Source organism: Flavobacterium sp. LC2016-12 (genome assembly GCF_015351595.1).
Classification (GTDB): Bacteria; Bacteroidota; Bacteroidia; order Flavobacteriales; family Flavobacteriaceae; genus Flavobacterium.
The window spans coordinates 38,171-51,885 of record NZ_JADKPT010000010.1 but is presented as its reverse complement, the minus strand read 5'-3'; the positions used below and the strand labels follow the sequence as shown (position 1 = coordinate 51,885).

The window sequence follows — 13,715 nt, the reverse complement described above, 5'->3', positions numbered from 1 at the left end:
TGTGTTAACTGTAATTGCGTTTTTTAATTTGTAAATCAAATGTTTTAGAATAAGCTTTTTAGAAAACACCTGGGCTGGGTTTTAGACTCTAACCAAATGCAGGTATTTTTATAAAATCACTAAAAGTGGGTATTGTGCAACGCTTGATTTATAGCCACTTTTGCTAAAGATAAAATGATGAAATTTTAATGATTGATAGAATAAAATGACTTAAATCAAATGAATACTTCTTTGCACTGGTAATCTCATTTGTTCTTGTAAGTAGTTTAAAAGTGTTGTTTTTAAACCGCAATACTATTTAAATAGGTGCAAAATACGTTCTTAGGATTAAATTTGTTTTTGGAAATTTTAATTTTCTTGCCTTTAATATCTTAGTGGTATTTGTTATTAAGGGCTCTTTTTGGGATTTATTCTCAAATAACTTTAATGTTATTCAGTTAATTCAAATGTTTTAAACATTTGTGATTTTTACAAAAACTACTTCCTGAAAGAGTCAGATCGAAAAAAATCAATCGTTTTAAAAAACATCCTTCAAAAGAGGATGTTTTTTTATTTAACGTCTAATGTAAGTTTCATAAGTATAATCGTAAAGATGTTTTTCGTCTCTAAAATTTTCTTCAGATTCAACTAGCTGCCAGTCGGTTTTATCAATTTCAGGGAAATACGCATCAGCATCAAAGCTGTGGTGGACTTTGGTGATCTCAAGTATATCAGCATACTCCATTCCTAAATTATAAATCTCGCCTCCCCCAATGATGTAAGAATCTTCATTTTCTGGGCAAGCAGCAATCGCTTTTTCAATACTGTCTACGACAATGCAGCCTTCAGGATTATAATCCTTTTGACGTGTTATTACAACATGAACTCTGTTTGGTAAGGGTTTCGGGAAGCTTTCAAAAGTTTTTCTTCCCATAATAATGTGATGATTGGTTGTGAGCGATTTGAATCTTTTGAAATCATTTGGCAAATGCCATACTAACTCATTATTTTTTCCAAGAGCATTATTTTCGGCAACAGCCGCTATCATTATAATCATGGTATTCTAAAACTAAATTTTATTATCGGTATCCTCATTTATTTTGGACTCTAATTGACTAATTCTTTTTTGCTGTAAAGCAACAAGTCTGTCAATTTGTTCTCTTTCCCATTTTTTATTCATAAATCTGTCCGTAATATAGACTTTGATAAAGTGTAAAATGAAGATGAAAAACCATATTGTAATGCCCCAAATACACCAATTTTGATCTGTGTTAGCGCCAAAACCAAAAAATCTGTTTGCAATAAATAAAAATAAACTGCCTAAGAGAAAAAGGACAAAGTGAAAATATAGTATTTTCTTTTGCCTAAGCCTTCTTCTGGCATATTCGTATTGTTCGTGCACTTCTTTTTCCATAAGACAAAATGAATAATGAGGTTATAAAGTTAAAATTTATTTTGAAATCATGGTGTTTTTGATCGTATAATATTTATGTTCAAAGGAATGCTAAATGAGAAACACGAAATTATTTGCACTTTAAATTATTAATGTAGTTAAAAAAATATGCCGTTTTTGATATTATCATAAATCGGTAAGGAGGTTGTTGAATGTTCAGCTGAATTTCTGTAATTTAGATGTATAAATCTAAAAACTAAATAGTTATGTCTTTAAAGAAACAATTTATCAAAACAAAACCAGTGTGTAAAGTTACTTTTTCTGTAGAGGCTAAAGATGCAAATTCAGCTGCTGTAGTGGGAGATTTTAATAATTGGAATCCGGAAGAAGGTACTTTAAGCAAGTTAAAAAACGGAACTTTTAAAGCAACTTATGACTTAGTAAAGGATGCTATTTACGAGTTTAAATATGTAATTGACGGATTGTATGTAAATGATCCTGAAGCTGATTCTTATAAATGGAATGATTTTGCAGGAAGTGAAAATAGTGTTTTAGTTGTATAAAAAAATCCGCTCAGTTACAAGCGGATTTTTTTTATTTATACAGCAACACTTCCTTTTATGCCAGCATGTGGTTCATAATCTAAAAGTGTGAAGTCGTTATAATCAAAATCAAAAATATTTTTGATATCCGGATTTAAAATCATTTTTGGCAATGGCTTTGGCTCGCGGCTTAATTGCAACTCCAATTGTTCAATATGATTGTTATAAATGTGTGCGTCACCAAAAGTGTGAATAAATTCGCCTGCGTCTAAATCACAAACCTGAGCGATCATCATAGTTAACAATGCATAAGAAGCAATATTAAAAGGAACTCCTAAAAATATATCAGCACTTCGTTGATACAATTGACAAGAAAGTTTGCCTTTTGTCTCGCCTTTTTCAATATCGGGACTCGAAACATAAAATTGAAAAAAGGCATGGCAAGGAGGTAAAGCTGCCTTGTTGTTTGCTACGTTTTCTTCGAATGATTTTTTTGTATCCGGCAGAACAGATGGGTTCCATGCAGAAACCAGCATTCTTCGGCTATTTGGATTTGTTTTTAGTTCGGTAATCAATTCAGAGATCTGATCAATTTCTTCGCTATTCCAATTACGCCATTGGTGTCCGTAAACAGGGCCAAGGTCTCCATTTGAATCTGCCCAGGCATCCCAAATTTTTACTCCATTATCCTGTAGGTATTTAATATTGGTATCACCTTTTAAAAACCAAAGCAATTCGTAAATGATAGATTTTAAGTGTAGTTTTTTGGTAGTAACCATTGGGAAACCTTCACTTAAATCAAAACGCATTTGGTAACCAAAAACACTTTTTGTTCCTGTTCCTGTTCGGTCTCCTTTTTGGCAACCGGTTTCTAAAACATGTTTGACTAAATCTAAGTATTGCTTCATCTTTGCTTTAAGCTTTAGGCTTTAAGCTTTAGGCTTTTGCCCAATGCTTATAGTTTGTTTTTATATTTTTGCTTTAAGCTTATAGCCTAGAGCTTATGGCTTATAGCCTTAAAATTATCTTTTCGAGATTTCGTCTCTAATTTTAGCAGCTTTCTCATAATCTTCCTGAGAAACGGCCTGATCTAAAAGTTCATTTAATTCCTGTAATGTATGTTTCGCATATACATCGCCAGATTGATTGCTTTCTTCTTCGCGGCCAAAAGTTTCCGGATTAGAAAGAACATCGTCAATTTCCTGAGCGCCAGAATCGGTATCGGCAGTATTTGATTTTAAATAAATTCCGGCTTTATCCAGTATGTTTTTATAAGTAAAAATCGGAGCATTAAAACGCAAAGCAAGTGCAATCGCGTCAGAAGTTCTGGCATCTATTATTTCTTCGATTTTATCTCTTTCACAGATTAAACTTGAATAGAAAACTCCATCAACCAATTTATGGATGATTACCTGTTTTACAACAATATCAAACCTTTCTGCAAAGTTTTTGAATAGATCGTGTGTTAATGGGCGAGGAGGTTTAATTTCTTTTTCTAAGGCAATAGCAATCGATTGGGCTTCAAAAGCACCAATAACAATTGGTAGTTTTCTTTCACCGTCAACTTCATTCAAAATTAAGGCATAAGCGCCATTTTGAGTTTGACTGTATGAAATTCCTTTTATGGACAATTTTACTAGACTCATATATGTGGGTAAAAAAGGGCAATTAATGCCGCATTTTAATACTTTTTTTGATTGAAAAATAAAGGTGCAATTTTAATCAAAAAATATGGAACAAAAAAGCTACCTAAAACAAAGATACGATTATCTTGTTTTTAGGCAGCTATATTTTGATAGAGAATTTTAAATTAAGAATGTTGCGCTTTAAAAGCTTTTAATTTCTCTGTTAATTTAGGAACGATTTCAAACGCATCACCAACAATACCATAATCAGCCACTTTAAAGAAAGGTGCTTCAGGATCACTGTTGATTACTACTTTTACCTTTGAAGAGTTGATTCCGGCAATGTGTTGGATTGCTCCAGAAATTCCGATTGCAATATATAAGTTTGTTGCTACCGGTTTTCCAGTTTGTCCAACGTGTTCGCTGTGAGGTCTCCATCCTAAATCTGAAACTGGTTTAGAACATGCTGTTGCAGCACCTAAAACAGCTGCTAAATCTTCAACTAATCCCCAGTTTTCGGGTCCTTTCAAACCACGTCCACCAGAAACTACGATATCAGCATCAGCAATAGAAACTTTTCCTGTTACTTTTTCTACAGATTCTACTTTTACTCCAAAATCATTTTCTCCAATTGATGGATTGAAATCTTCTTCAGTAGCAGATCCTGCACTTTCGAATATTCCATAAGAGTTTTTAGCTAAACCAAGAACTTTTACATCTGTGCTAATTTCTGTAATATTGAAAGCTTTGTTAGAGAAAGCATTTCTTTTTACCTGAAAAGGCGAAGTGCTTACTGGTAATCCAACAACATTGGAAGCAAAACCCGCATTTAGCACCACAGCAACTAATGATGAAAGATAAATACTGTCTGTTGTAGAAGAAAGTAATACTAATTTAGTTCCTTCTTTTTCAGCAGCTTGTTTGATAACATCGGCGTAAGCCTTAGCTGTAAAACCTGCTAATTTATCGTTGTTTACTTTTAGAACTTTATCAACTCCGTATTTTGACAATTCGCTTACATCAGAGATGTTTACAGTCAAAGCGGTTACAGTAGTTCCTAATGATTCTGCTACTTTTTTAGCATAAGAAGCTAATTCAAAAGCTACTTTTTTAAATTTTCCTTCTGCAGATTCTGCATATATTAATATTGACATGATAATTTTAGATTTTAGATTTTAGATTTCAGATTTTAGAAAATGAAACCTAAAAAGATTATTGATTAGATTTGAAGTGAATCAAATGTTTAATTTAGATTTTAATCTTGCGTGAAGCAATCTAAAATCTAAACTCTACAATCTTAAATCACTTTAGCCTCGTTGTGTAATAAATTGATTAACTCATCTAAGTTATCAGGAGAAACTAATTTTACCGCTGATTTAGGAGCTGGTTTTTCAAATTTTACTGCTTTTGTATTTACAGGAGCATCAACTGGCTCAAGAATAGTTAAAGCTTTTGTTCTTGCTGTCATAATTCCTCTCATGTTTGGAATACGCAAATCTTTTTCTTCAACAAGACCTTTTTGTCCACCGATAATTAAAGGTAAAGTAGTACTTACAGTTTCTTTTCCACCATCAATTTCACGAACTGCTTTTACATTGTTTCCATCAACGGTTACGTTTGTACAAGAGTTTAAGAAGTTAGAACCTAAAATTCCAGCAATCATTCCAGGAACCATTCCGCCATTATAATCTAAAGATTCTTTCCCTGCAATTACAAGATCATAGCCACCATTTTTAATAACTTCAGCTAATTGTTTTGCAACAAAAAAACCGTCAGTTGGATTAGCGTTTACACGAATCGCTTCGTTTGCACCAATTGCCAATGCTTTACGTAAAGTTGGCTCAGTATCCGGACCTCCAACATTAACAACAGTTACAGTTGCTCCTTGTTGCTCCTGAAACCAGATTGCACGCGTTAAACCAAACTCGTCATTAGGATTAATTACATATTGTACACCGTTGGTATCGAATTCTGAATCACCATTGGAGAAGTTAATTTTTGAAGTAGTATCAGGCACATGGCTGATGCAAACTAATATTTTCATAAGTATATATTTTGATATTTATAATATGGTTTGACAAATTTAGAAATTAAAATCGGAATAATATACTATGCATGCATAATATTTTTTAAAAACTATTACGTTTTCGCAGATTATGGAATTTGAACCGCTTTTCATCTCAATTCAGAAATGAAAGTGCAGTCATTTGATCTGATTCTTAGGAATTTTGCAAAGCTTATAATCATGAACAACTGTTAAACTTGAGGCCTTTTTATACTAGTTTTCGATTTGTTTCGTTTTAACGATAAAATTTACTGAATCAGATTAAACAAATAGTATTGAATTTGTCTAAAAAATGTTTTTACGATGAGAATAGTGGTAATTATATCGATTTCGTAAATATCACAATAATTTTTTAAAAGTTAAAAGCAGAGAGCAGAAGGAAGTTCATGCGATTTTAAATTCAATTTATGCTTTTAAGTTATTTAAAATATTTATTTTTGCTCTTCAGAAAATTCAACATACAATATAAATATGAGAACAATACAATTTAGAGAGGCCATTTGTGAAGCGATGAGCGAAGAAATGCGTCACGATGAATCCATATATTTAATGGGCGAAGAAGTTGCAGAATATAACGGAGCTTACAAAGCTTCAAAAGGAATGCTTGCTGAGTTTGGTGAAAAAAGAGTAATCGATACTCCAATTGCTGAGCTTGGTTTTACAGGAATTGCAGTAGGATCAGCTATGAACGGTTGTCGTCCTATCGTAGAGTACATGACTTTCAACTTCTGTTTAGTTGGTATTGATCAAATTATAAATAATGCTGCTAAAATGCGTCAAATGACGGGTGGACAATTTAATGTGCCAATCGTTTTTCGTGGACCAACTGCTTCTGCAGGTCAATTAGGAGCAACTCACTCTCAAGCTTTAGAAAACTGGTTTGCTAATACTCCTGGTCTTAAAGTTGTAGTTCCTTCTACACCTTATGACGCAAAAGGACTTTTGAAATCTGCAATTCGTGATAATGATCCTGTAATTTTTATGGAATCTGAGCAAATGTATGGTGATAAAGGCGAAGTGCCAGACGGAGAATATACAATTCCATTAGGAGTTGCTGATGTTAAACGTGAAGGAACAGATGTTACTATCGTTTCTTTTGGAAAAATTATCAAAGAGGCTTTTATTGCTGCTGATGAATTAGCTAAAGAAGGAATTTCATGTGAGATTATCGATTTAAGAACAGTTCGTCCAATGGATAACGAAGCGATCTTGAAATCAGTTAAGAAAACAAATCGTTTGGTAATTTTAGAAGAAGCTTGGCCATTTGCAAGTATTTCATCTGAAATCACTTACATCGTTCAGGAACAAGCTTTTGATTTTCTTGATGCGCCAATTCAACGTATTACAACTGCAGATACTCCTGCGCCTTACTCTCCTGTTTTACTAAAAGACTGGTTGCCAAACGCAACTGATGTAGTAAAAGCAGTAAAGAAAGTAATGTACAAATAGTCAAACAAACAATACTTATAAAACTTCATCAGTCATATTAATTGATGAAGTTTTTTTTTGCCACATGATAAAGAAAATAATTTTACTCAGCCTGTTTTTTGTATTTGCACTTGCGAATATTGCTACTGCACAAACTAAAGTGAGCGGAATTGTTTTGGATAAATTGAATCAGCCTGTTCCGTTTGCTAATATTGTTTTCAAGGGTTCAAATACCGGAATAGTTTCAAATGAAGATGGTCGTTTTTATTTAGAGTCACCAAAAACATATACGGCATTATTAGTGACTTCTGCAGGATTTTCAGATAAAGAAATTCCTTTAGAAAAAGCAGTTAATTATAATTTTAAAATTGTTTTAGGCGAGGCCGAAGCTTTAAATGAAGTTGTAATTTTTACAGGAAAAACATCTAAAAAGAATAATCCTGCCTTAGATATTTTGAGAAAAATTTGGGAACGAAAACGTAAAAACGGTTTGTACCAATTCAATCAATATCAAATGCAGAAGTATGAAAAAGTGGAGTTTGATATGAACACTATCGATAGTGCTTTTATGAAAAATAAACTTTTCAAAGGAATGGAGTTTGTCTTTAATCATGTGGACACTTCTGATGTTACCGGAAAAACGTATCTGCCCATTTTTATAAATGAATCGGTGTACGATGTTTACGGAGATAACAAATTAAAGAAAGTAAAAGAGAATATTACCGGAAGTAAAACTTCTGGTTTTAATGGAAACCAACAGATTTTATCTTTTGTAAAAGACCTTTATTCAGATTATAATATTTACGATAATCACCTTACTTTTTTTGATAAAAGTTTTACAAGTCCACTTTCAAAAACAGGAATTGACGTTTACAATTATGTCTTAAAAGACAGTGCTTATATCGACAAAAAATGGTGTTATAATATTGTTTTTTATCCAAGACGTAAAAACGAATTGACATTTAAAGGAGATTTCTGGGTAAACGATACTACTTTTGCAATCAAGAAAATTAATATGGGCGTTACCAAAAGTGCCAATATTAACTGGGTAAAAGATATTTATATAGAACAGGAATTTGATGTAGAAAACGATTCTGTTTTCCTTTTGACACGCGATTATATGATGTCTGATTTTGCCCTGAACAAAAAGGAAAAATCCAAAGGGGTTTATGGAAAACGAACAACCTTATATCGAAATCATAAATTCAATATTCAAAAGCCCGAGAAGTTTTATAAAGAAGAAGTCAATTATATTGACAATGCTGTTTATGATAGACCTGATGAATTTTGGGATGAGAATCGTTTTGAGAAATTAAATAAAGATGAGTTGGGTATTTATAAAATGCTCGATACATTGCAGACCGTCAAGAGATTCAAGCAAATATATAATCTGGTTTCTATTTTAGGAAGCGGATATGTAGAGTTCAAAAACTTTGATTACGGACCAATTTTCTCCACATTTGGATATAACGAAGTCGAAGGTCTGAGAATTAGAGTTGGTGGAAGAACATATTTTGGCCCCAACGATCCATGGCGTATACAAGCCTATACAGCGTACGGTTTTGATGATAGTAAATTCAAATATGGAGTTTCAGGAAAATGGATGGTTGACAAGAAAAAAAGAGTCATCATTTCTGGAGGAAACAGGCGCGATATAGAACAAATTGGAGCCAGTTTAACCACAACAAATGATATTTTAGGACGAAGTTTTGCTTCTTCTGCATTGTTTACAACAGGAAGTAACGGAAAATTAACCAATATTAATTTGAGTAATATTTCTGTTGAAATGGAGCCTAAGAAAAATTTTGTTGTTCAGGCGGGACTTTCTTATAGAACTTTGGAATCGGCTTCTCCTACTTTTAGTTTAGATTATTATACGACTTTGCCAAGTCCTTCAAATCCTGCTGGTGTTGTTGCAAGTGCGGTAACACAATCTGAAGCTAATATTCAGTTTGAGTTTATGCCAAACCGAAAAACGATTGGTTTTGGGGTAGAGCGTGATCTTGTAGATAGTCCGTTCAGTCATTTCTTTGTGAACTTTAGTTATGGTTTAAAAGGTGTTTTTAATAGTGATTTTGCTTATGAAAAAATACAGATTTATTATAAACAACCTATTATAATAGGACCTTTAGGAAGATCTAATATTATTTTGGAAACAGGTAAGACTTTTGGAACAATTCCGTTAGGATTAATGAGTGTTATACCGGGAAATCAGACTTATTTCACCATTGAAAATACGTTTAGTAACCTGAATTTCTACGAATTCATAACAGACCAATATACGACCTTGCAATGGAATCATGATTTTGGAGGAAGGCTATTTGCCAGAATTCCGTTTATGAGAAAATTAAACTGGAGAGAATTTGTTGGCGTAAAAGGGGTTTATGGAACTATTTCTGATGCTAACAGAGCGATCAATGCTTCGGATCAACCTTATAATGCACCGGAAAATGTGTATTGGGAATACAATGCCGGAATTGGAAATATCTTCAAAGTGTTTCGTATCGATTTCTCTTGGAGAGGAAGTTATTTAAACGCTCCTGATGCTAATAAATTTGCAGTAAAAGGATCTTTCGGATTCTATTTTTAAAGATTTTTATAAGATTAAGTAAAGTTTAAACTTTTAATAATCTCGCAAAGACGACAAGTCGCTAAGTTTTTCAAACTCTTTGCGCCTCTGCGCCTTTGCGAGATTCTTTTTTTATTTAATTTTGAAGTGGACTTAAAATCAAGTTATGCAAGAAGCCATCGATTTTCTATCAACCAAAAATCCAATATTTCAGGAAATCATTGAGAAATATGGTTTACCGCCAATTCCAAAACGTCCTCAGGGTTTTGAAACTTTTGTATTGCTTATACTCGAACAACAAGTTTCTATTGATTCGGCGAAAGCCACATTTTTAAAAATCAAATCGTTTACAACCTGTAATCCTGAAAACATGTTTGTTTTATCTGATGAAGAATTTCGTGCATTAGGAGTAAGCCGTCAAAAAACAAAATATATTAAAATTCTTGCTGAAGCAGTTTTAAATAAAGAATTAGATATCGAAAGCCTGGCTTCAAAATCAGCAAAACAAGTTCGGGAAGAACTTATAAAGTTGAAAGGGATCGGAAATTGGACTATTGATATTTATCTGATGTTCTGTCTTCAGGAACCAGATTTAATTCCGCTAGGAGATATTGCAGTGGTTAATACGATCAAAGAATTGTTAGATATTCATGACAAAAACGAAATGGAAATCCATGCCGAACAATGGAGTCCGTATCGTTCTTATGCGACCTATTTATTGTGGCATTATTACTTAAATAAACGAAATCGCAAGATTACTTATTAACTATCTGTTATATAAATGGAAAGTATATTAATTAATGTGTAAAAAGCATAGATTAATGTACTTTTTTCATTGTAAAAAAGGATTGTTTAGTTACTTTTGCAATCGAATTTATAGAAATAATAAAAAACGAAAATGACCGCAGACAAACTAACGACTTTCGATGTATTAATCGAAATACCAAGAGGAAGCAGAAATAAATACGAATACGATTTTGAAATCAAAAGAATGCGTTTTGACAGAATGTTGTTCTCGTCAATGATGTACCCAGCTGATTACGGATTTATTCCGGAAACTTTAGCTCTTGATGGTGACCCTCTTGATGTATTGGTTTTGATAAATGAGCCTACTTTCCCTGGATGTGTTATAGAAGTAAAACCAATTGGAGTTTTCCACATGGCAGATGATAAAGGACCAGACGAAAAAATTATTTGTGTACCAGTTTCAGATCCAATCTGGAATTCATTAAATGACCTTTCGGATATTAACGGACACTTATTAAAAGAAATCGAGCATTTCTTCCAGGTTTACAAAGATCTTGAAAACAAACAAGTAGATGTAGAAGGTTGGGGAGATGTAAACGAAGCATTTGCAATTATTGCTGAGTGTACAAAGCGTTTTAACGATATCGAAAACAAACCAGAGGGATTATTTAGTATTAAATAATTTTTACCCTATTCTATTATAAAAAAAGCAATACTCCGTTAGGAGTATTGCTTTTTTGTTTAAATTCGTTTTAGTTAGTTTGTTGACTATTAACCAAAACCACTAAAACATTATGAATGCATTTATGATTTACTTGCCAATTGTTATGGCAATTTTAGGATTACTTTTCATGGGAATAAAAAGAGCTTGGGTTTTAAAACAAGATGCAGGCGACGGAAAAATGAAAGAGATTTCAGATTATATTTATGAAGGTGCCCTCGCTTTTTTAAAAGCTGAATATAAATTATTAACCATTTTTGTAATTATCGCCAGTATTGCTTTAGCTGGTATTACTTTTATTCCTGGAGTTAAAACGCATTTATTAATAGTAGTTGCATTCATATTTGGAGCATTATTTTCAGCTTACGCTGGTAATATAGGTATGAAAATAGCAACTAAAACAAACGTAAGAACCACACAAGCCGCTCGTACGAGTTTGCCGCAAGCCTTGAAAGTATCTTTTGGCGGGGGAACTGTAATGGGACTTGGCGTTGCAGGTTTAGCAGTTTTAGGCTTAACAGGTTTCTTTATAATTTTCTTTAATATTTTATCAGGCGGGGTTTGGAAGGATACTGAAACGATGACAATTGTTTTGGAAACCTTAGCAGGATTTTCACTTGGAGCAGAATCAATCGCATTATTCGCCAGAGTTGGTGGGGGAATCTACACGAAAGCAGCCGACGTGGGTGCCGATTTAGTAGGTAAAGTAGAAGCTGGAATTCCAGAAGATGATCCTCGTAATCCAGCAACAATTGCTGATAATGTTGGAGATAATGTGGGAGACGTTGCCGGAATGGGAGCTGATTTATTTGGTTCGTATGTGGCAACAGTTTTGGCAGCGATGGTTTTAGGAAATTACGTTATCAAAGATATGGGCGGTTCTATTCAGGATGCCTTTGGAGGAATCGGGCCAATTTTACTTCCGATGGCAATTGCCGGTTTCGGAATCTTATTTTCGATTATTGGAACTCTAGTTGTAAGAATATCTGATGATAATGCTAAAGAAGCACAAGTGCAAAAAGCATTGAACATAGGAAACTGGCTTTCAATTGCTCTAACCGCAATAGCTTGCTTCTTCTTAGTACAACATATGTTACCAGAAACTATGCAAATGAGTTTCTTCGGAGAAGGATCTAAAGATATTTCATCAATGCGTGTTTTCTATGCCACATTAGTTGGATTAGTAGTTGGTGGAGCTATTTCATCAGTAACGGAATATTATACAGGTTTAGGTACAAAACCGGTTATGGCCATTGTACAAAAATCATCAACCGGAGCAGGAACAAATGTAATAGCCGGTTTAGCAACGGGAATGATTTCAACTTTTCCGACCGTTTTATTATTTGCAGCAGCAATCTGGATTTCGTATGCTTTAGCTGGTTTTTACGGAGTTGCTTTAGCAGCTTCTGCAATGATGGCTACTACAGCAATGCAGCTAGCAATTGATGCTTTCGGACCAATCTCAGATAATGCCGGAGGAATTGCCGAAATGAGTGAATTGCCAAAAGAGGTTCGTACAAGAACAGATATTTTAGATTCAGTAGGAAATACAACTGCTGCAACCGGAAAAGGTTTTGCAATTGCATCTGCTGCTTTAACTTCATTGGCTTTATTTGCTGCCTATGTAACGTTTACAGGAATTGACGGAATCAATATTTTTAAAGCACCAGTTTTGGCCATGTTATTTGTCGGTGGAATGATTCCGGTAGTATTCTCAGCTCTGGCTATGAATTCTGTTGGAAAAGCTGCAATGGATATGGTGTATGAAGTACGTCGTCAGTTTAAGGAAATTCCTGGAATTATGGAAGGAACCGGAAAACCTGAATATGGAAAATGTGTTGAGATTTCTACTAAAGCCGCTTTACGCGAAATGATGCTACCTGGAATTTTGACAATTGGGTTCCCAATTGCCATTGTATTATTAGGTAAATTAGTTTATGCAGATAACAATCAGTTAATTGCTGAAATGTTAGGAGGATATATGGCAGGAGTTACTGTATCTGGAGTGCTTTGGGCTGTTTTCCAAAACAATGCCGGAGGTGCCTGGGATAATGCTAAAAAATCTTTTGAAGCCGGAGTTATGATCAACGGCGAAATGACATACAAAGGTTCTGATGCTCATAAAGCTGCAGTAACAGGAGATACTGTTGGAGATCCTTTTAAAGATACTTCCGGACCATCAATGAACATTTTAATAAAATTGACTTGTTTAATAGGATTAGTAATTGCTCCAATATTAGGAGAAGGGCACTCGTCTTCAAATATTGCTGAAAAAGATTCTTGTTGCAAAATGGAAATGCATGCAAGCGGTATGTCTAAATGCGGAGATTTGTCAGGGATGACAAAAGAGGAATGCATTAAAATGTGCAAAGAAAAAGGATGTACAGCCGAAGAAACTGCAAAATGTTTAGCACATTATGATGCAAATGGAAAATATGCTAATCAAAGAACAGATTGTTTCGATACAACTAAATACAGCAAAAATAAAGTTGAAGTTAATTTGTCAACTACGAATGGCGTTACAGTTGGAACGGTAACAAAAACCGTAAATGGTAAAACTACTACAGAAGTTTTTGAAGGAACTGAAGAAGAGGTGAAAGCAAAAATTGAAGCTGCGAAATAATATAGACTGATGACCTTTGAAAA

Annotated in this window: 12 protein-coding genes; 6 read left to right on the top strand and 6 right to left on the bottom strand. The window is 33.7% G+C overall.

From position 1 onward, the window contains the following. Positions 1-553: 553 nt before the first annotated feature. Both IRZ99_RS15555 and IRZ99_RS15550 read right to left on the bottom strand, forming a co-directional pair. The gene (locus tag IRZ99_RS15555; RefSeq protein ID WP_194658138.1) at positions 554-1,036 is read right to left on the bottom strand and encodes a dihydrofolate reductase; all 483 of its coding nucleotides are present in this window, start codon (positions 1,034-1,036) and stop codon (positions 554-556) included. Between the two features lie 12 nt (positions 1,037-1,048). Beyond that, complete coding sequence (locus IRZ99_RS15550) at positions 1,049-1,393, bottom strand: 2TM domain-containing protein (RefSeq protein ID WP_194658137.1); 345 nt, start codon at positions 1,391-1,393, stop codon at positions 1,049-1,051. A gap of 245 nt (positions 1,394-1,638) precedes the next feature. On the opposite strand from IRZ99_RS15550, the gene IRZ99_RS15545 reads away from it, so the two are divergent. Beyond that, the gene (locus IRZ99_RS15545; RefSeq protein WP_056190188.1) at positions 1,639-1,935 is read left to right on the top strand and encodes an isoamylase early set domain-containing protein; all 297 of its coding nucleotides are present in this window, start codon (positions 1,639-1,641) and stop codon (positions 1,933-1,935) included. A 35-nt stretch (positions 1,936-1,970) separates the two neighbouring features. Here IRZ99_RS15545 and IRZ99_RS15540 read toward each other — a convergent pair whose 3' ends face one another. The 4 genes from IRZ99_RS15540 to IRZ99_RS15525 all read right to left on the bottom strand — a co-directional run bounded on the left by IRZ99_RS15540 (position 1,971) and on the right by IRZ99_RS15525 (position 5,583). Continuing rightward, positions 1,971-2,822, bottom strand: a complete 852-nt coding sequence (locus tag IRZ99_RS15540) for a thymidylate synthase (protein WP_194658136.1) — start codon at positions 2,820-2,822, stop codon at positions 1,971-1,973. Positions 2,823-2,936: 114 nt separating this feature from the next. Beyond that, positions 2,937-3,560 carry a bifunctional nuclease family protein gene (locus IRZ99_RS15535; RefSeq protein WP_194658135.1) on the bottom strand — a complete coding sequence of 208 codons (624 nt, stop codon included), beginning with the start codon at positions 3,558-3,560 and terminating at the stop codon, positions 2,937-2,939. A gap of 164 nt (positions 3,561-3,724) precedes the next feature. After that, positions 3,725-4,693, bottom strand: coding sequence for an electron transfer flavoprotein subunit alpha/FixB family protein (locus IRZ99_RS15530; protein WP_194658134.1), 969 nt, complete (start codon positions 4,691-4,693; stop codon positions 3,725-3,727). 143 nt (positions 4,694-4,836) lie between these two features. Further along, positions 4,837-5,583, bottom strand: coding sequence for an electron transfer flavoprotein subunit beta/FixA family protein (locus IRZ99_RS15525; protein WP_026983871.1), 747 nt, complete (start codon positions 5,581-5,583; stop codon positions 4,837-4,839). Positions 5,584-6,075: 492 nt separating this feature from the next. On the opposite strand from IRZ99_RS15525, the gene IRZ99_RS15520 reads away from it, so the two are divergent. The 5 genes from IRZ99_RS15520 to IRZ99_RS15500 all read left to right on the top strand — a co-directional run bounded on the left by IRZ99_RS15520 (position 6,076) and on the right by IRZ99_RS15500 (position 13,692). Then, positions 6,076-7,053 (top strand): pyruvate dehydrogenase complex E1 component subunit beta, encoded by a 978-nt coding sequence (locus IRZ99_RS15520; protein WP_194658133.1) that lies wholly within the window; start codon positions 6,076-6,078, stop codon positions 7,051-7,053. Between the two features lie 67 nt (positions 7,054-7,120). Next, on the top strand, positions 7,121-9,622 hold the full coding sequence (locus tag IRZ99_RS15515; RefSeq protein WP_194658235.1) for a DUF5686 family protein: 2,502 nt from the start codon (positions 7,121-7,123) through the stop codon (positions 9,620-9,622). 145 nt (positions 9,623-9,767) lie between these two features. After that, positions 9,768-10,367: a DNA-3-methyladenine glycosylase gene (locus IRZ99_RS15510; RefSeq protein WP_194658132.1), complete on the top strand. Its 600-nt coding sequence runs from the start codon at positions 9,768-9,770 to the stop codon at positions 10,365-10,367. 132 nt (positions 10,368-10,499) lie between these two features. Then, positions 10,500-11,030, top strand: a complete 531-nt coding sequence (locus tag IRZ99_RS15505) for an inorganic diphosphatase (RefSeq protein WP_026983866.1) — start codon at positions 10,500-10,502, stop codon at positions 11,028-11,030. Between the two features lie 112 nt (positions 11,031-11,142). Continuing rightward, a complete protein-coding gene (locus tag IRZ99_RS15500; RefSeq protein WP_194658131.1) occupies positions 11,143-13,692 on the top strand; it encodes a sodium-translocating pyrophosphatase in 2,550 nt (849 codons plus the stop codon). Positions 13,693-13,715: the final 23 nt, after the last annotated feature.